This window comes from Cerasibacillus sp. JNUCC 74 (assembly GCF_053667775.1).
Window position 1 is genome coordinate 1083245 of the sequence record NZ_CM132207.1, and the last position, 19139, is coordinate 1102383.

At 36.9% G+C, this 19139-nt stretch carries 13 protein-coding genes, 1 pseudogene and 1 riboswitch; of the genes and pseudogenes, 7 read left to right on the top strand and 7 right to left on the bottom strand.

Annotation, left to right across the window (positions count from 1 at the left end; all coding sequences use genetic code 11):
- Nucleotides 1–113 precede the first annotated feature (113 nt).
- The gene (locus tag JNUCC74_RS04915) at nucleotides 114–1244 is read left to right on the top strand and encodes a CaiB/BaiF CoA transferase family protein (RefSeq protein ID WP_454067147.1); all 1131 of its coding nucleotides are present in this window, start codon (nucleotides 114–116) and stop codon (nucleotides 1242–1244) included.
- On the opposite strand, the pseudogene JNUCC74_RS04920 reads toward JNUCC74_RS04915, so the two are convergent.
- Nucleotides 1236–1363 (bottom strand): annotated as a pseudogene (locus JNUCC74_RS04920) (IS110 family transposase); the annotation flags it as partial. The gene JNUCC74_RS04915 and the pseudogene JNUCC74_RS04920 overlap by 9 nt on opposite strands.
- Before the next feature lie 574 nt (nucleotides 1364–1937).
- On the opposite strand from JNUCC74_RS04920, the gene JNUCC74_RS04925 reads away from it, so the two are divergent.
- The 3 genes from JNUCC74_RS04925 to JNUCC74_RS04935 all read left to right on the top strand — a co-directional run bounded on the left by JNUCC74_RS04925 (nucleotide 1938) and on the right by JNUCC74_RS04935 (nucleotide 7105).
- On the top strand, nucleotides 1938–3473 hold the full coding sequence (locus tag JNUCC74_RS04925; protein WP_454067148.1) for a class I adenylate-forming enzyme family protein: 1536 nt from the start codon (nucleotides 1938–1940) through the stop codon (nucleotides 3471–3473).
- A 21-nt stretch (nucleotides 3474–3494) separates the two neighbouring features.
- Nucleotides 3495–5114 (top strand): long-chain fatty acid--CoA ligase, encoded by a 1620-nt coding sequence (locus JNUCC74_RS04930; RefSeq protein WP_454067833.1) that lies wholly within the window; start codon nucleotides 3495–3497, stop codon nucleotides 5112–5114.
- Between the two features lie 689 nt (nucleotides 5115–5803).
- Entirely contained in the window at nucleotides 5804–7105 is a 1302-nt protein-coding gene (locus tag JNUCC74_RS04935) for an acetamidase/formamidase family protein (RefSeq protein ID WP_454067834.1), read from the top strand.
- Nucleotides 7106–7375: 270 nt separating this feature from the next.
- On the opposite strand, the gene JNUCC74_RS04940 is transcribed toward JNUCC74_RS04935, so the two are convergent.
- The 6 genes from JNUCC74_RS04940 to JNUCC74_RS04965 form a co-directional block, all read right to left on the bottom strand.
- A complete protein-coding gene (locus tag JNUCC74_RS04940; protein ID WP_454067149.1) occupies nucleotides 7376–7861 on the bottom strand; it encodes a hypothetical protein in 486 nt (161 codons plus the stop codon).
- Nucleotides 7858–8649 carry a DUF3100 domain-containing protein gene (locus JNUCC74_RS04945; RefSeq protein WP_454067150.1) on the bottom strand — a complete coding sequence of 264 codons (792 nt, stop codon included), beginning with the start codon at nucleotides 8647–8649 and terminating at the stop codon, nucleotides 7858–7860. The genes JNUCC74_RS04940 and JNUCC74_RS04945 overlap by 4 nt, the downstream gene beginning before the upstream one ends.
- A 219-nt stretch (nucleotides 8650–8868) precedes the next feature.
- Entirely contained in the window at nucleotides 8869–10131 is a 1263-nt protein-coding gene (locus tag JNUCC74_RS04950) for a M20/M25/M40 family metallo-hydrolase (RefSeq protein WP_454067151.1), read from the bottom strand.
- 372 nt (nucleotides 10132–10503) lie between these two features.
- Nucleotides 10504–11553 carry a 2,3-butanediol dehydrogenase gene (locus JNUCC74_RS04955; protein ID WP_454067152.1) on the bottom strand — a complete coding sequence of 350 codons (1050 nt, stop codon included), beginning with the start codon at nucleotides 11551–11553 and terminating at the stop codon, nucleotides 10504–10506.
- A gap of 662 nt (nucleotides 11554–12215) precedes the next feature.
- Nucleotides 12216–13082 (bottom strand): 4-hydroxy-tetrahydrodipicolinate synthase, encoded by an 867-nt coding sequence (gene dapA, locus JNUCC74_RS04960; protein WP_454067153.1) that lies wholly within the window; start codon nucleotides 13080–13082, stop codon nucleotides 12216–12218.
- Between the two features lie 109 nt (nucleotides 13083–13191).
- Nucleotides 13192–13371, bottom strand: a riboswitch (Lysine riboswitch).
- Nucleotides 13372–13677: 306 nt separating this feature from the next.
- Nucleotides 13678–15150 carry a helix-turn-helix domain-containing protein gene (locus JNUCC74_RS04965; RefSeq protein ID WP_454067154.1) on the bottom strand — a complete coding sequence of 491 codons (1473 nt, stop codon included), beginning with the start codon at nucleotides 15148–15150 and terminating at the stop codon, nucleotides 13678–13680.
- 332 nt (nucleotides 15151–15482) lie between these two features.
- Here JNUCC74_RS04965 and JNUCC74_RS04970 point away from each other — a divergent pair, with 332 nt between their 5' ends.
- From JNUCC74_RS04970 to JNUCC74_RS04980, 3 genes are read left to right on the top strand one after another with little or no spacing between them, the layout of a single operon-like run.
- A complete protein-coding gene (locus JNUCC74_RS04970; protein ID WP_454067155.1) occupies nucleotides 15483–16805 on the top strand; it encodes a YjiH family protein in 1323 nt (440 codons plus the stop codon).
- An 18-nt stretch (nucleotides 16806–16823) separates the two neighbouring features.
- Nucleotides 16824–17972, top strand: coding sequence for a CaiB/BaiF CoA transferase family protein (locus JNUCC74_RS04975; RefSeq protein WP_454067156.1), 1149 nt, complete (start codon nucleotides 16824–16826; stop codon nucleotides 17970–17972).
- Nucleotides 17969–19105 carry an acyl-CoA dehydrogenase family protein gene (locus JNUCC74_RS04980; protein ID WP_454067157.1) on the top strand — a complete coding sequence of 379 codons (1137 nt, stop codon included), beginning with the start codon at nucleotides 17969–17971 and terminating at the stop codon, nucleotides 19103–19105. The genes JNUCC74_RS04975 and JNUCC74_RS04980 overlap by 4 nt, the downstream gene beginning before the upstream one ends.
- The last annotated feature ends 34 nt before the right edge of the window (nucleotides 19106–19139 follow it).

A 19139-nucleotide genomic window follows, 5' to 3' on the forward strand; every position in this document is an offset into this window, starting at 1 on the left:
TTACATGAGGGATAAAAATAGGCATCTGTTTTAATTAAGAGTTGAATAGGTTGTGGCTTATACGCTAAAGGGCTGTTACCAGCCAAGTTAAAAATTAATATGGAGGTGGTGTTTTGCCGCTTACATCAATTCGTGTACTCGATTTGACACGCTTATTGCCGGGGCCTTATTGTACCATGTTGCTTGCAGATTTTGGTGCTGAAGTCATTAAAATAGAAGATCCTAAAGTTGGTGATTATGCCAGGGACTATGAGCCGAAGTTGGATGAAAATAGTGCCATTTTCCATTCCCTTAATCGCAATAAGAAAAGCATTTGTTTAAATTTAAAATCAGCGGAAGGAAAAGAATGTTTCTTTAGTTTAGTAGAAGAAGCTGATGTTGTTATCGAATCATTTCGCCCAGGGGTAATGAAAAAACTTGGAATAGATTATGAGACGTTGAAATCCATGAATCCAGGAATTATATATTGTAGTATAACTGGTTTTGGGCAACAAGGTCCATATGCTAAGAAAGCTGGTCATGATATTAATTATATCAGCTATGCCGGCTTACTTCATTTAATGGGCGAGAGCGGGGGAAAGCCAGTCATTCCTGCTGTACAAATTGCCGACATTGGGGGAGGTGCATATCCAGCTGCATTAGGTATTTTATTAGCTCTAATTGCGAGAGAAAAATCGGGTAGCGGACAATTTATAGATATTTCAATGATGGATGGGACAATCGCTTGGATGCAAACCGTATTACCTCATTTCATGGCTACTAATCAGTTGCCAAAACGTGGTGAACAAATGTTAAGTGGCGGCCTTGCTTGTTATGAGGTTTATGAAACGAAGGATTATCGCTGGATTGCTGTTGGTGCATTGGAGGCTAAATTTTGGAAGGTTTTTTGTAATACGATTGGGAAAGATGACTTTATCCCACTTCAACAAGCACCATTGCGTGAGCAGCATCGTTTAAAATATGAAATTCAAGAAATTATCTCTCGAAAAACATTGGATGAATGGTTAGCAATTTTTCCAAAGAATGAGTCGTGTATATCCCCAGTACAAACTTTTGCAGAATTAATCGATGATCCGCAGGTTAAAGAACGCGAGATGATTAAAGAAACCTACCACCCTTCTTTAGGAATGATAAAGCAAATAGGTATCCCGATTAAATTATCAAAAACTCCTGGATCGTTTCGAAACAAAGCCCCAAAACTTGGTGAGCATACAGAAGAAGTTTTAAAACGAAAGTCTTTTTAGCTGTGTGGCATTAGGTAAATCATTGGCCACTGTGAAGGAATTCAATTCACCTCCTTCACCGTTTAAAAAGCAAACCTTAATATCAAAAAACTAACATCCAAACCAACAAATAATTTCATGGGGTGAAACATTCCTTTCATTTAGAATCATTGGAACCAAAACTTGAGATGCTCGTGACGCCCTAGTGTGAACATTGATCAGCAACCTCGTGTATGAGTATTATCCTTGCATCGAAAGCCGTCCTAAAGCTACTAACATCTAGGTTCCAACATTCATCAAGTTGTACGCCTGCCTGTATGAAGGTCGAAACACACACTGGGGAACAGTCTTACAATGCGGTTATGACCCGCAGGATTGAAAAGAATTGTCCCAAATAATCCTAAGAGCATTATCCAGGAACATCACGGCATGTCCAAGTTATTGGACATATCCATTCATAGAATAAGCAGGAAACAAGTAGCTTGGTACGAAAGGCGGTGACTTCTGCGGGAAAAGCATGAGCCTTTAGACCCCGTAACAAGCGTTTTTTGCGAGTGAGGAAGCTCAAGCAGACCTTCAAAAGGCGTCCGACCGTAGTGTAAAACGATGGGTTTAACGCACGTATAAATTATCAAGAAATAAAACAGATGAACTAATAAGAAACAATGGGCGAAAAAATAACGCCTAAATATAATATACGAGGGAGTGATGAAGATGGATCTTGGGACTACTTTAGCTAGAAACGCCAACCGTTACCCGGATAAACAGGCAATTTACTATGGAGAAAAAGTGTACACATACAGGCAATTAAATGAAGAAGTAAATCGACTCGCTCATGGTTTACTTGCACAAGGCATAAGTAAAAGTGACAAAATAGCTATGTTAATGAAAAATTCCCATATGTTTATGATTGTGTTTTATGCAATTATGAAAGTTGGTGCAATAGCTGTTCCCATTAATTATCGTTTGGCGAAGGCAGAAGTTAAATATATTATAGGGGATTCAGATGCTTCGGTGATATTTTTTGATGAAGAATATGCTGCTTTTGTAGCTGAGATAGGAAAAGAGAATCAGCAATTATTGCTGCAAGTATCCGTAAATGAAAATATAGTAGAAGAACAGTACAAACTTAGAGAAATAATGAGCAGCAATCAGTCGGAGCCGCCTGTTAAAGTAAACGAAACAGATGATGCAGAAATACTTTATACGTCAGGAACAACAGGAACGCCTAAGGGAGCATTATTTGATCATCATCGTATTCTTTTCGTAGCACTTACATCCTCCATTATGATGAAGATCGGACCAGAAGATAATTTACTTCATGTAGCACCTCTATTTCATTCAGCTCAATTAAATCTATTCATGATAACTGGAACACTTTTAGGAAGTTCACAGGTTATTCATAAGGATTTTAACCCCGTACAAGTATTGAATGATATTGAAAAATATAAGATAAGTCTTTTCTTCGCAGTTCCAACGATGTATAATTTTTTACTTCAAGTACCGAACAGTGACAACTTTGATTTATCCTCTGTTAAGCGTTGTGGATATGGAGCAGCGCCAATGCCGGTAGCATTATTAGAAAAAGCGATGAAATTGTTTCAAAATGATCAATTTTATAATATGTGTGGTTTAACAGAAGGTGGTCCTGGCGGTGTTTTACTATTGCCTGAGGATCATAAAACGAATATGGGTGCCGGTGGGAAGCCTATGTTGTTAACAGAGGTCAGAGTGGTTAATGAGGCTGGTGAAGATGTATATGCTAACCAAGTTGGAGAGTTTATTATTCGAAGTGAAATGATGATGAAGGAGTATTATAAAAAACCACATGAAACAAAAGAGACACTCCGGGACGGTTGGCTGTATACCGGAGATCTGGCTATTATCGATGAAGAGGGTTTTATAACACTTGTTGATCGAAAAAAAGATATGATTATTTCCGGCGGAGAAAATATTTATTCTGCGGAGGTGGAGCAAGCACTGTATCAACATTCAAACATATTGGAGGCAGCTGTTGTTGGTTTGCCAGACGAGTTATGGGGCGAGAAAGTCGTTGCTATTGTTGTTTCCAAAGATGGGGAAGCATTAGATGCTGAGGAAATAAAGGCTTTCTGCCGTAATCATCTGGCCAAGTACAAAGTGCCGACAGAAATCATTCAAGAGAAAGCAATTCCTCGTAATGCTTCGGGAAAAATTTTAAAGTATCAAATTCGTGAAGCACTACAAATAGGAAAATCATTATCTAGTTAAATGTATAGGGGGCAAATTATGATGATGGACACGCCTTTATCTCTCGTATCTTTGTTAGAACGTGCAGAGACGTATTTTCCTACAAAAGAGATTGTTTCTCGTACGCAAAAAAAGATTCATCGTTTAACCTATCGCGAACTGGGTGAGCGAACAAGAGCATTGGCGAATGTGTTAAAAAACGTTGGGATTAAAAAAGGGGATAGAGTAGGTACGTTTGCTTGGAATCATCATCGGCATTTAGAAGCATATTTTGCTGTGCCGGCCATCGGTGCTGTACTGCATACGATTAATATTCGTTTATCAACCGAGCATCTTGTGCATATTATAAATCATGCAGAAGATAGAGTAATATTTGTGGACGAGGAACTGTTACCAATATTAGAAAAATTACAGGATCAATTCACTACGGTGGAAGCATTTATTGTGATGATGGATGAAAATATATTACCAGAATCAGCAATAAAATCACTATATGCTTACGAACAGCTATTGGAAAATGCTGATCGGACATTTACATTTTCTAAAAATATGGATGAACAAGATCCAGCGGTCCTATGCTATACATCGGGAACTACAGGCAAGCCTAAAGGTGTCGTTTATTCTCATCGCGGACTTGTGTTACATTCAATGGCTTTAGGTTTAGCCGATACAGCTGCAATCTCAGAATCAGATGTTGCTATGCCGGTTGTCCCCATGTTTCACGTTAATGCGTGGGGAATGCCATTTGCTGCAACTTGGTTCGGAACTAAGCAAGTATTACCGGGACCCTTTCCAACTCCGAAGGTTTTAGCAGAGCTGATTGAGTCGGAGGCAGTTACGATTACTGCTGGTGTGCCAACTATTTGGCTTGGATTACTTCAAGAACTAGAGGAAAATCATTATAATACAGATAGTTTGCGCGGGGTGTTGTGTGGAGGGGCTGCTGCACCGAAGGGAATGATCCAAGCCTTCGAATCGAAATACGGAATTCCATTTTATCACGCTTATGGAATGACAGAAACAGCACCACTTGCTCTATTTTCCAGACTCAAAAGCTATCAAGAACAGCTTCCAGAAGCAGAAAGATTGGAGTTGCGTGCGAAGCAAGGGATAGTTGCTCCATGTATTGATATTAGAGCAGTTAATGAATATGGAGAGATTAAGAAAGATGGTATTGACATGGGCGAACTTTTAATTCGTGGACCTTGGATTGCCGATTCCTATTATAAAGATGAGCGAAGTACAGAAGCCTTTCGTAATGGTTGGCTCTATACAGGAGACGTTGTTACCATTGATGCGGAAGGTTTTGTTAAGATTGTGGATCGAACGAAAGACGTAATTAAAAGTGGGGGTGAATGGATATCATCGGTTGATTTAGAAAATACATTAATGGCACATGAAGCTATCTACGAGGCGGCAGTTGTTTCTGTTCCACATCCGAAGTGGCAAGAACGTCCAGTTGCTTGTGTTGTATTAAAGAATAAGTATAAGCAAACCGTTTCCAAGGAGGATATCCTTTCATTTTTGCAACCACAGTTTGCGAAATGGTGGCTACCAGACGAAATATTATTTATGGATGAACTTCCTAAAACATCTGTAGGAAAGTTTTTAAAAGCAGCATTAAGAGAAAAGGTAAAGGACTACATGGCTAATCAAAGTTAAATATTTACACCTTAATGTGTACGAATAAGACGAATGATATAGGTAAAAGCAAAAACTAGATGAGGAATTTGTTTTCGATTAGATTAGCAGAAAGTAAGTACTAGTTTTTTATAAAAAACCTGTTATAGATTCCATATATATACAGAAGAAAAATGTTCACATAGGCAGAGATTTATTTTCTACCTTAAAAAATTCCAGCACAGAAAGTAGATACAAATGTAGTAAAATTTTGATGTTTTAAGTATTCGCGCAACTAGTTGGCGGCTGCGCCTGAAGCTTACCATCATCTAGCTTTCTTTATCTGAATGTAAGGAGCCATACTTCTCTCATTTCCAAAAAATCCACTTTTATTTTGCGAGCTTTGTGAGAGAAGCGGCTCCTTGAATGAAGTTAACTTCATCTCTTTAAAAGTTATCCGTATGTACGTCGCTATCCGAGCGCTTGTACATTCTTTTTTTAACGTTCTTTAGTCTGTATATATTCCAAAGATTTATGAACGGAATCTGCTTTAATAGTAAGCGCTCCCAAAATGAGTTATAATAAAAGTTGAGCATATAGCTTATGTAAACATGCTTTACTAGGAGTCGGTAAATTGCTTTTTACTTGAATTGACTTCTCTAGATATGCTCAATAATGAACAATTATGTGAAAAGCAGGGAATAAACTATTTATGTGGAGAGTGATGGATGATGAAGGCGAAGCAAACCGTTTATGTTAATGAGTTTACAGATGGAATTCTTGATCCCGCTCGAAAAATGGAATACGCGGTAAAAGATGGGGGATATATTATTGCTAATACAACTCCGGGATGTTGGGGGCCTATGATTACTCCAGCTCTGAAAGGTGGTCATGAAGTAACAAAGCCTGTCTATGTGGAGGGAGCGGAGATAGGTGATGCGATTGCTATTCATCTTAAATCAATTAAGGTTACATCAATTGCTACTGCTTCTGGAAATGATAAGCCTGTAGATGGCCGCTTTAACGGTGATCCATTTGTTGCCGCTAAATGTCCAGGGTGTGGTACGGTCAACCCTGAAACCATCATTAAAGGAATTGGTGAGAAAGCAGTCCATTGTAAAAACTGTGATAAAGACATTACGCCATTTACATTTACACATGCTTATACAATGGCATTTAATGATAAAAAAACGGTTGGGATAACTTTGAATAAAGCGGCTGCTGAACAAGTTGCAAAAGATGGAAAAAGCTATATGGCTACACCAGAAAATTCCATTCAAAATCCAATTGTAACTTTTGCTCCTTATCAGATGCCTGGTACGATAGCAAGGTTACGACCATTTTTAGGACAATTAGGTACTACACCATCACGACCATTTCCTGATTCTCATAATGCGGGAGATTTTGGTCAATTTTTAATCAACGCTCCGCATGATTATGCCATTACGAAGGAAGAACTGGGGGAACGAACAGATGGTCATATGGATATTAATCGTGTTCGTGCAGGTGCTATTGTAATATGTCCAGTAAAAGTAACAGGGGGAGGGGTTTATCTCGGTGATATGCATGCCATGCAAGGAGATGGTGAAATTGCCGGTCACACTACCGATGTAGCTGGGATTGTTAGTTTACAAGTAAATGTGCTAAAAGGAGTAAAAGTAGACGGACCGATTATCGTACCTGTTTACGAGGATCTCCCATATTTGGCTAAACCGTTTACCAAAGAGGAAAAAGAGAGAGCACAGGTATTGGCTGAACACTGGCAAGTTGCTGAACTAGAAGAAATGTTACCAGTTTCCTTTGTAGGTTCAGGTGCAGATTTAAATGAAGCAACAACAAATGGGTTGGAACGAGCAGCTGCATTTTTTAATATACCTGTTCCGGAAGTAATGAATCGTGCTACGATTAATGGCTCCATTGAAATTGGACGTCATCCTGGTGTGGTTACAGTTACATTCCTTGTTCCTGAAAGCTATTTAAAGCAAAAACACATACTTGATTTAGTAAAACATCAATATATGGATGTGCTTTAGTCAATAGATAGGATGTAGCAAAAGATATTTAAGAAACTCGTAGCATCATAGACTAGTAGGTCAAGCTGGATTAGAATGATAAAACAGCACAAAGGGCTGCACAAAAAGTCACCTTATATGGCAACATTGGCAGCCCTTTTCAAATATTTTCTCGACAATGCTATTGATGACCCTACGTCAGTAGAATGTTCTACTACCATAAAAAGCTTTCATTTCTATATCTAGCGATTTCTCTAAGCATTCATCGTCAAGAAGATCATGGCAACACTTTTAATTATTAGCCAAAAATAGACCAAGTTGTGCAAGAATCGCGCTTCCTGCATATGTTCCTGTAAAAACAAAGATAGCAACGATAGCAATTTTCCAAGAGGTATTTCGCAAATCAACTAGTCGATTAGCAACTGAAATACCGGCAAATGTAAGAATCGGTGTTGTGATGGATAAGAAATCGACTGCTTGAATTGCTTGAACAAAAAAATCACTGATTAAACATAGAATAAGCGACGTAATCGAAACCCATCCTAAAATTGGAAAGTCACGGATGATTTTAATGCTGGATTTTTGCATCACATCGGATACGATAATTCCAATCATGGAAAATAGCCATAATACACCAAGACCAACAAATGTCATCGTAGTAACAGGTGTTGAGCTAGGATTTTTCAAAAGCTTAATTTCTTGCGTAAATAAAATCAAACCAACGCTTAATAGTAGAATCAGACCGTATTTTATATATTTTCGTAATTTCTCGTTCATTTCTTTTCACCTCGAACCAGTTTATTATACATAAACCTTTGTAATGGTGCAGCTAAAAATACCATCGTAAATGTACCAAGAAAACTGGTGAGGAGCTGACTAGCTGATGCATAGGCTAAAATGGTGCTTTCCATCTCAGGTACCCTTGCGACTAATGTTGCCGATGCTGCACTCATCATACTTCCTGAACCCATTCCGGACGCCATTGCGAGTGCTTCTACCCTTAATCCAAAATCCAGTAAAATTGGGGCGAACACGCTAAAGAAGATCGCTCCAAATAACGTACCAATAATATAAAGAGAAAGAACTCCCCTACCTTCTTTAGATTCCAAGGTATACTTCTCCGAAATATATGCAAGCTCTCCTTCACGACCGATTCCTAAGGTTGCACCAATTGCTTCTCTTCTTAGTCCTATTAAAATGGCAATTGGCAACCCAAATACGACTGTACCGAGGTTTCCAAATTCTTGAATAAGAAATACCCAGCCAACTTGAAGAATTTCACGGATTTGTGGTGCAACATCTGCGCCATATCTTGCCATTAAAGGAAGCATAATGAATATTAAGTACTTACTTGCAAAATTAATATTTTTATCACTATATACGTTTTTCCAAAAACCTTTACGAAACAGCTTTATCCCTAAAAGCATTGTTAAAATAATTGCAAAAACTAAAGGAAGTATCCCAATTGTAAACGGGCCGATCGCAATGGCTTGAAAACCGATTAGTTCAGCGATCGTAATGATAGCCAGAGCAAAGATAACTAAATAAATGAAATTCTTGTTCATCATTTTCCTCTTTCCTACGTATAAATTATCCTGCATGTAACTGACAGTTAGACCAGCCTCTTGCCCTTCCATGCTACAAGGTGAAACCTAGGAAGAAAAGCGTGCGATCCAACTGCAAGTAAAATGCCTGATTCTGTTCAGAGGCCTTTAGATCAAAGCCTTGTGGTACTAACAATCAGTGAGGGATAAAGGAAAAACCCCACTGATGGAGGATTCATTTTATGGATGAATTATAGATTCAATTAACTTTTTATAATCTTTATAGCTGCGTTTGTACAGCTTGGATTTATCAATACTTCCACTCATTTTGTTAAGTGTTTGGGCTAAAAATCTTGGGAAAATTTCATAGATAAATGCTGGGTCAATATCGATAAAATCATCACCATGAATTGTTCCGGTAAATCCACTATAACCAATTTGAATACAAGGCATCATAAAAGATAAATCACCAATGTCGCCAGCGGCACTAATAAAATTATCATTAAAAAGCTCTTCAATTTCATCATTTTCATGAAACGCCTCTTCGGCAAAGGTAGATAAGTAACGATCTTGCTTAAATGGCAAATATCCCATCTGAGTATCGATGGTGACATTCCCTTGTAAGGCTATGGCACTTCCTTTAGCAGCATCATCTAATTTTTTAGCAGCTTCTTTTAAATAAGTTACTGACTTTGTCCTTAAGTCCGTCCCAACGACAATATGGTTGGGAATAACATTGGTGGACATGTCGGACTGCATAATGATTGGATTAATACGAACATGTTCTGATTCCTTTAATTGTTGACGTCCAAGTCCAATCGCAGTATTAAACAAAGTAGACATGTGATATGCATTTTTAGCGGAAAATGGATCAAAGCCTGCATGAGTCGCTTTACCTTGAAATGCATATTTTTTGTATAAGAAACCAGCTAGGTCACAGTTAATTTCAACTGTTCGCTTAGAAAATTCTCCACCGATGGCATGTACACAAATGCTAAGATCAATATCATCAAATACCCCAAATTTCATAGCTTCAGGTTTTCCGCCATGATGGCTAATTTTTCCTTCTTCGATTAACTTGTCGCGATAAGCCAAGTCTAAATATTCTTCTGCTGGTACAAATACAAAACTAAGCCTAAAATCAAGTTCTTTATGGGCTTTCGTTGAAAATAGGTATTGGTACAAGGCCAGAGCAATCGCTACTTGGGTATAATGACCACAATTATGTGCTGCTCCTGTATGCTTATCAGCGTACATATGAGTTGGTGCATAAACTGCGTCTAATTCAGCGATAAAGGCAATATGCAAGTCTTTTTCCTTACTGCCTAAGCTTGTCTTAAAGCCAGTTAAACTAAATTCTTCAATTTGAATCGCGGGATTTACTCGTTTTAAATAGGCAAGTATTTGTTGCTTTGTTCGTGTTTCTTTATAGCCTAATTCGGGATGATGATAAATATCTTCGCTAAATGCTTTAATTGCTTCATATTGTTGTTTAAATTGCACGGTGAATACCTCCATGACAACCAGAAAAAAGTTAGGTTTTTGTCGAAAAAACATGAATTTATTTTATCATTATTTAGTATGATCAGTCAATAACATATGTTTTTTGAATTTTTAATGATAAATGTTCGTTTTTTATAGTGTGGAGTTAGGTCGGTAAATAGTGAATAGTTGGAAGCGTCCGCTTTAAATATGTAAAAAAAGAGTTGTTTTGTTTTGAAATGATAGGGGAGGTTCATGCATTTACCGAGGTACAGCACTGTCGCTTGGAAAAGTAAAAAATGGAAATAACTATCGGAGCTTGTAAATAAATCTTATCATCGATTTATTTGTAAGCTCCGATTTAATTAGTATTTTATCATATTAATAGATTGCTTATTTTTCTCCACTTAATTCAACGAGGATTTTTGCTTGTGACTTATCGTTGGTCAGTGCTTCAAAGCCTTTATCAACAATATCATCTAATTGAATTTGATCTGTAATAACTGATTGCGGCTTTAATTGTCCGGTTGCCATTAAGTCAATGGTTTGTTGGAACGACGTAGGTGTATAGGCAATAGTTGATGTTACTTTTACACCTTTATTCGTTAATTGCATTGGGTTCCACTCAATAGGTCTAGCGAAAATAGAAACGATTACCATTGTCCCACGTGGCTTCGTTGCTTCTATTGCTTGTTTAAAAGTAGGAGCTACTCCAGCAACTTCAAAAGAAACATTGACACCCTCAGGAACAATCTCATAAATAGCTTTTACGGGGTCCGTATTTCCAGAATTAATAATATGAGTTGCCCCGACTTCTTTTGCCTTTTTTAATCGTGTTTCGGAAAGATCAAGTGCGATTACTTTACTTGCCCCAGCTGCTCTAGCTGCAATAATGGTTAATAATCCAATTGGACCAGCACCAAACACAGCAACTGTATCGCCAAATTTTAAGTCGCCCTCTTTAACTGCTTGTACAGCCACAGCTGTAGGTTCTACTAATGCACCATCTTGTAAAGTTAATGGCTTCGGTAATCGATATACGTTATTTTCTGGAACATTCGCAAATGATGTAAAACCTCCATCTGCATGTAGTCCGATAAAAGAGAAGCCGTCATACGGATCGAGATCTTCTGACTTTTCGCCATGAGTTATCGTCGGGTTTATTGCAACACGTTCACCAGGCTTGAACTTGGTTACCTTAGCACCAACTTCTTCGACTACTCCTGCAAACTCATGTCCCATTGTAAGTGGAGCTTTTCCTCCAGCTAAAGCGTCTGGCTGCTCCGTTGGAATAAATACTGGACCTTCTACATATTCGTGTAAGTCACTGCCACATATTCCTGCCCAGGCAACCCTTACCTTCACTTCTGTCTCTTTTAAAGGTTTTAAATTTACTTCCTCAATTCGAATATCTTTTTCTCCATGCCATACTGCAGCTTTCATAAGATTTTCTTCCTCCCAAAAGTGTTTTTATATTATTCCCTCAGTCCTATCTTAGCGCAAAATGATAAAACATGACATTTTTTTGCATAATTCGACAATTTAATTAAAATTTCATAACAATTTATATATAGCAAAGAGATCGACTTATATAAAAATATGTATCTGCTTCCTAATAAAATTAGCGGGAAAATATCAGCATCATTATGGATTTATGGATAAATGATAGTAATTTCTATAGGATTAGAAAATGAAAGAGGCCATGACTCAATAACCTAAATTGGCTGTTAGGATCCGCATTAACATTTTAAAGGCAAATAAAGAATAAGCTTGCTATTAGCCACCTGAATGGTTTTTAGAAAGCTCTTATCATCTAGTTAGATCTTATTTTAAAGTGTATTTATTTTTTGCCGCTTAATTTTTTTGGACTTATCGTAGGATAATACTTCAAACCTTGATCAACGAATCAAGGTAATTTGCCCAGTAATGATAGAGTGCGGTTTCGAGCATCCCGAAGTCGAGAGAACGCTTCGAAGTCTATAGAGAATGTCCGATTGACAGAGCGCCCCAAAGCTGAAACGTAACTAATTATAAAAAAACAAAGAAATCTCTATTTCAAACAGAGATTTCCCCAGTGATCAATTTTACTATAACATGATATAGAATCAAGCTTCCAGAATTTGCTTTAAGCTAGTGATTTCTTCACTTGTTAACGGAACCATTGGCAGTCGGACATCTCCGACAGCGATCCCTTTTAAATTTAGAGCAGTTTTAACTGGAACCGGATTTGGTTGAGCAAATAATGCCTTCATTATCGGCAGCAAGTTTTGATGGATAGCAGCACTTTTCGTAATATTTCCTTGAAAAAATTGAGTGATCATTGTTTGCATTTGCTTACCGATAATATGTGATGCTACAGAGACAACACCTGTTGCGCCAATCGCTAAAGCTGGTAATGTCAGGCTATCATCTCCGCTATATAAGGAGAAATCATTCGTCGTTCGTCGGATAATTTCTGCCATCTGATCCAAATCACCACTAGCTTCTTTTATCGATACGATATTATCTATTTGTGAAAGGCGAACTGTCGTATCAGCACTTATATTAACAGCCGTTCTTCCGGGAACATTATACAACATGACTGGTAAACTTGTTTGTTCAGCAATTGCTTGAAAATGTAAAAAGATACCTTCCTGAGAGGGTTTGTTGTAATATGGCGTAACAAGCATAACAGCATTGACACCAATTTGTTCCGCTTGTTTGGTTAATTCTATTGATGCTTTTGTATTATTGGAACCAGTACCAGCGATAACTTGAATTCTTCCATCTACAGTTTTAACAACATGTTTAAATAAAGCTATTTTTTCTTCGTTGGAAAGAGTTGGAGATTCTCCAGTTGTACCTGCAACCACTACGCTATCCGAACCGTTTTCAATTAAATAATTTACCAGTCTTTCTACAGCCTGAAAATCAATATTTTTCTCATTGTCAAATGGGGTCACCATTGCAGTAACCACTTGGCCAAACTTCATTACTTCACACCCTTTTTTAATAATGTTTAGGTGAGAAGGCCATAAGATTTTACGCAAAAAAGCAGCAACGACAGCATATCGCTACTGCTTGAAACACATGAAAGTTTCAGCGTCAGATAGCCCTCCATATAGTCACCTATATGACAGTTCTGTACTTATTCAATAGCAGAACCAGCTATAGAAACAATGGGTTTTCCATAGCTTCGGCGAAATCCCCTTTTCACTATTCTCAAAGGATCTCATTATCCTCCAATAGTGTACTCTTGAATGCCGCACCTCTATCCTCATTTCAACAGAATATTGAAACAGGAAGTAATTCAATTGCCTGTACTATAGCAGATTTTCAGTCTTTATGCAAGGAGATTCCTGCCTGATTATTTTTTGTGAATAAAAAAAGGATACTTTTAGCTTAGAAATTAACTCAATATCGTTAAGAACTAAGTATAGGGCAACTCGAGCGGATTTCCCGCAGGAGGCTTGTCGTACAGGCATTTACATGATCATAAGCTCGATATGTATAGTAGTTCGTGGCAATTTAGGTCTATAAAAACATCATAGAATGAATGGCAATAAATGATGTGATGAAAACAGATTATTATGTTTTGGTTTGTCGGAAATAGTTGGGAGTGGAATTTGTAAATCGTTTAAAAACACGAGAAAAATAATTGGGATCTTTGAAACCTACCAAATCGCTAATATTTTGAATGGATTCATTTGTGTTACGTAATAATTTTTTTGCTTCGTTTATTCTATATTCATTAACTAATCTTCTAAAAGGCTTTTCTTCAGATGATAATAAGTGACTTAAATAGTTTGGGCTTATTTCCAATTGATTGGCTATATCTTCTAGACGAAGATACTTATTTCTAAAATGATGTTCAATATAGCGAATGGACCGTTCTACATAATTAAAATCTCTCTTTTCTTTTTGAATTCCAGAATAATGAATAACGTTGATACAAAACAAGATAATTTCCTGAACAATTGTATAGAGGATTGGACTGTTTAAAATAATTTGAAACATTCGGTGATATTTATTTTCAATGTCTTCTATTTTTGCTAGCTTGTAGTTATTTATAAAACGTCTGATTTGCGCAAGAATACTAGTAAGCTGGATTCTGACAATTTCCGGCTCTGGGTATTCGTGAAACGGGTTCGTAAATTGCTTGTACAAATAATCTTTAATCCCTTCCATATCCCCTTTTTCCAGACATTCCATCCAGAAGCGTTGTTCCGTTGAAGTTAAAAATGGGTCAAACGATATAAATTTATTCAGTTCGTCTGATAAAAAAACCTGGTTAAATCCTTTATAAAAGCGCATATGAAGTATATTTTTTGTTGCTACATATGCTTGCTGCAAATTATCGCTCTTGATGTAGCTATTATGAATAGCGATATTAATATTGGAGTCAAATTCTTCTTTCCATAATTGAATCATTTTATAGGCCTCCGTTTTTAACGAGTTAATTGTAAACGAATAATTCGTGTAAGCTAAACAGACTACTTTATTACGAAGCGGAAAAAACTCTGCCGTAAAAGGAAGATTAATTTTGTGCAACCAATGGAATAAATCGATCGTGTACGTTGCGCATTCTGCCTCAATCAGTAAAAAATAAGGTTGAATAGAATCTGTTAATGGCGCTTTGATAAATAAAGAATGATATATTTCTTGATTTCTTGAAAAATAAGTATCAGAATGATGAACTTCAGTTTGTGCTGCATTTGTTAAGGCTTTCATTAATTGGTTTAGATTTAATGGCTTAACTAGTAAAGACTTGCTTTCTAGCTCAATTGCTTGGTAAGCCCGCTCAAATACAGGCTCTGCTGTCATGGTGATTAGTCTTTCTGAAAAACGAAATACATTCATTGAAAAGGATTCAAAATTTGTTTTGGATAGGATTTCTAGTTCTAAAATAACTACATGAGGTTTAACTTTACTTAATAACATATTTGCCTGTTTGATGTTTTCAGCATGATAAATATGTTGAAAAGGTAATTGATTGGAGCGGACAAACCACTCGATTCCTGTTCTTTCCGTAGTGTCTCGATCGATGATTAGTATATTCACAGAATTGGCCTCCTTTAAGGGATGTTTAAAAATTTAAAAAATACCGCAGCGAATTATTGATTATTTTGTCTCGAGAAGATTCTGTTATATGTGGTAATAAACAATTATCTTGTCAAAACGCAGCATGTTTATTCATCGTGTTTTTGAATAAGTATTTTAATAGTAAATCTTGTTAATATTAAGTAATTGCTATTTTTAATAACACAATAGGTTTAGTTCAATTAAAAAAATGCTAGATTTTGTAGATAATTCCCTATGTAAATAATATCAGAAAAAATATAATAGAGAAAATAATTAAATATGTAAGCGCATAAATAATGAGGGGGCCGTGTATGGAAAATATAGAAGCACAAATCGAATGCTCAGCAACAAATAAATTCGCTAGTTGGAAATTTGTGTTGTTTAGTTTATGTGGTATTTTTTCCTTTTTTGTTCCAATTACAATTTACGGAAAAACATCTATCTTGCTTGATCATATTGTAAGCGCTATAGAATCACTTCCGAATCTATTTATCCATAGTTATATTATTTTAATTCTATTTCTTGGAGCAGTTTATCCAATCATGAAGAAAACTTGGAACTATAGTTTTATCGATGTCATATTTACTTTGTTTAAAATTGCTGGTTTTGTATTTGGAACGATGCTTATTTTTAATGTAGGACCAGCTTGGCTGTTTGAACCTAACTTAGGACCATTTTTATTAGGAAAATTAATTATCCCTGTAGGAATTTTGATTCCAATCGGAGCGATGTTTTTAGCCTTGTTAGTCAGCTATGGATTTTTAGAGTTTATTGGTATTTTTATGCAAGCGATTATGAGACCGGTTTTTAAAACTCCGGGTCGTTCTGCGATTGATGCAGTGGCATCATTTGTAGGCAGCTATTCCATTGGATTGTTAGTGACGAATAGAGTGTTTACTCAAGGAAAGTATACGATTCGTGAAGCAGCAATTATTGCAACTGGTTTTTCTACCGTTTCTGTGACATTTATGATTGTAATTGCCAACACATTAGATTTGATGAATCATTGGAATTTGTACTTTTGGCTATCGTTAATCATTACTTTTGTTGTAACGGCAATTACAGTAAGGATTTGGCCTTTAAAAAATATGAAGGACACATATATTTCAGGAAAAGGGGATCCAGAAGTAATGATTAAAAATAATAGATTACGGTATGCATGGAAGGAAGGAGTTTACGCAGCAGATCAAGCACCTAAATTCATAGTAAACATAGCTTCGCATTTAAAAGAAGGCTTCATTATGACAATGAATACATTACCTTCCATTATGTCTGTTGGCTTATTAGGTCTCCTTTTAGCTTACTATACTCCTTTATTTGATTATGTAGCATATATTTTTCTGCCTGTTACATGGGTTCTTCAAGCACCAGAGGCTTTATTAACTGCTAAGGCTGCTGCTATATCAATTTCGGAAATTTTTCTTCCTTCTTTAATCGTCGTGGACACAGAGATTGCTACTCGTTTTATAGTTGCCGTATTGTCTGTATCATCTATTTTATTTTTCTCGGCAGTAATACCTGTCATTATATCGACTGATATTCCAATACCGATATCTAAACTGGTCATTATTTGGTTCCAAAGAGTTGTACTTACATTAATAATTATCATACCGCTAGCTAAGTTGCTATTTTAAGAAGGAGGAATGGTTGTTATGAAACCATTAGAAGGAATAAAAGTTTTAGATTTTACGAGAGTATTAGCTGGTCCGTTCACGACAAAAATATTAGTCGATTTTGGTGCTGAGGTAATCAAAATAGAAAAAACGGGTTCAGGAGACGATACGCGTTCTTTCGGACCTTTCCAAAATGGAGTGAGTGGTTATTTTGTTTATTTAAATGCCGGTAAGAAGAGCGTTGAATTAAACTTAAAAGAAGAAATGTCCATTCAATTAATTAAGAACATGGTTAAAGATGTCGATGTTATCATTGAAAATTTTCGACCTGGTATCATGAAAAAGTTTGGGTTAGATTATGAATCGATAAGACAATTAAAACCCGATATTATTTATGCGTCTATTTCCGGATTCGGTCAAGAAGGGATTTGGAGTGAAAAACCTGCATATGATCTTATTGCTCAGGCTACAGGGGGAATAATGAGTATTAATGGTTACCATGACTTTCCACCAACCAGAGTGGGCGCCTCTTTAGGAGATACTAGTGCAGGGCTAAATGCTGCCATTGGGATTATTACTGCATTGTTCCATCGTGAGCGTACAGGAGAAGGGCAGTACGTCGATGTAGCGATGGTTGATTCGATTTATGCTCTACTCGAAAGTAATATTATGCGGTATACCGTCGAAGGAGCGATTCCGCAAAGAATTGGTAACAGGCATCCAATTAGTGCACCATTTGATGTTTATCAAACGAAAAATGGCTATTTAGCAATTGCTATTGCGAATGATTCGCTGTTTAAAAAATTTAGTCTAATCATAGACAGACAAGATATGTTATCTGATGAACGTTTTTATTCGGATCATAACAGACAATTGAATCAAAAAGCGTTAAAAGTAGAAATAGAAAATTGGTTGTCTCCATATACGAAAGAAGAAGCGATGATGTTACTAGAAAAAGGTGGAATACCTTGTTCGGTTATCTATAACATCCAAGAAATCTCTGAGAGTGAATATATAAAAGAGAGGAATATGCTTGTAGATGTAGATCAAGCGGAGGGTGGTCGGTTTAAAATTCCTGGAAATCCTATTAAGCTTTCGAGCGTAGACAAAATAACAATAGATCCAGCGCCAAAACTTGGTGAACATACGGAAGACATGATAAAAAAATATAAGGAGACGATTCGATGAATTTTACATATACAGAGGAGCAGGTGAGTGTCCGTAACATGGTGAGAGATTATGCCAAAGATGTACTGGTGCCGCGAGCAAAGGAACTGGATGAAAAAAATGAATTCCCCATAGAACATGTGAAAACAATGGGGGAATTAGGGTTATTGGGCATAGCATATCCAGAAGAATACGGTGGCGTAGGAGCTGATTCCATAACTGAGGCAATTGCTGTTGAGGAGATAACCCGTGGGTGTGCAGCTACAGGATCCATTTTGACTGCGCATTATTTAGGAATTGATGGTCTATTTTTAGCAGGGACTGCTGAACAAAAGAAGAAATTTTTATTTCCAGGATGCACAGGAGAAAAGTTGTTTGCTTTTGCTTTGACTGAACCGATTGGCGGAACGGATGTAGGATCGATGAAAACAACAGCAGTTAGGGAGGGCGATGAATATGTTTTAAATGGTATGAAGCATTTTATTACGAATGGCAGATATGCTGATTTTATTGTCGTTTATGCGAAGACGGATACTTCGAAAGGAAATAGAGGAATAAGTGCTTTTATCGTAGAAAATGGTGTAAAAGGGCTTTCATTTGGAGCAGAGGATGACAAGATGGGGATAAGAGGAGCACGAACAGATGAATTGATCTTTGAAAATTGCCGTATTCCAAAAGCAAATCTAATAGGAAACGAGGGAGATGGGTTTAAGCTAGCCATGCAGGTTGTAGACAGGGGCAGAATTGGAATTGCAGCAATGGCAGTGGGACTGTCTCAAGCTGCTTTAGACGCTGCTGTTCAGTATGCAAAAGAAAGACCTGTGTTTGGCAAACCAATTGCTGAATATCAAGGTTTGCAATGGATGATGGCAGAAATGAAGGCTGAGTTGGAAGTGTCACGTATGTATACGTATTATGCAGCTTCGTTAAAAGATAGGGGAGGAAGAATATCCGAAGAAGCAGCAATTGCTAAATTAATTACCTCTGAGGCGAGTCAAAGAATTGTGCACAAAGCGGTTCAGATTCATGGAGGTTATGGATATATGAAGGAATTTCCAGTAGAGAGATTTTACCGTGACCAGCGAATTTTAGAAATATTTGAGGGAACATCGCAAATTCAAAAGATTGTTATAGCTAGCCACTTATTAAAATAAAAAGGATTAGTTTGCGTATATACGATATTTGGCG

Excerpts from the sequence above, each read along its gene's own strand:
- JNUCC74_RS04925 (WP_454067148.1), top strand. The coding sequence starts at position 1,938 with ATGGATCTTGGGACTACTTTAGCTAGAAACGCCAACCGTTACCCGGAT.
- JNUCC74_RS04930 (WP_454067833.1), top strand. The coding sequence starts at position 3,495 with ATGATGGACACGCCTTTATCTCTCGTATCTTTGTTAGAACGTGCAGAG.
- JNUCC74_RS04935 (WP_454067834.1), top strand. The coding sequence starts at position 5,804 with ATGAAGGCGAAGCAAACCGTTTATGTTAATGAGTTTACAGATGGAATT.
- JNUCC74_RS04940 (WP_454067149.1), bottom strand. The coding sequence starts at position 7,861 with ATGAACGAGAAATTACGAAAATATATAAAATACGGTCTGATTCTACTA.
- JNUCC74_RS04945 (WP_454067150.1), bottom strand. The coding sequence starts at position 8,649 with ATGAACAAGAATTTCATTTATTTAGTTATCTTTGCTCTGGCTATCATT.
- JNUCC74_RS04955 (WP_454067152.1), bottom strand. The coding sequence starts at position 11,553 with ATGAAAGCTGCAGTATGGCATGGAGAAAAAGATATTCGAATTGAGGAA.
- dapA (WP_454067153.1), bottom strand. The coding sequence starts at position 13,082 with ATGAAGTTTGGCCAAGTGGTTACTGCAATGGTGACCCCATTTGACAAT.
- JNUCC74_RS04970 (WP_454067155.1), top strand. The coding sequence starts at position 15,483 with ATGGAAAATATAGAAGCACAAATCGAATGCTCAGCAACAAATAAATTC.
- JNUCC74_RS04975 (WP_454067156.1), top strand. The coding sequence starts at position 16,824 with ATGAAACCATTAGAAGGAATAAAAGTTTTAGATTTTACGAGAGTATTA.
- JNUCC74_RS04980 (WP_454067157.1), top strand. The coding sequence starts at position 17,969 with ATGAATTTTACATATACAGAGGAGCAGGTGAGTGTCCGTAACATGGTG.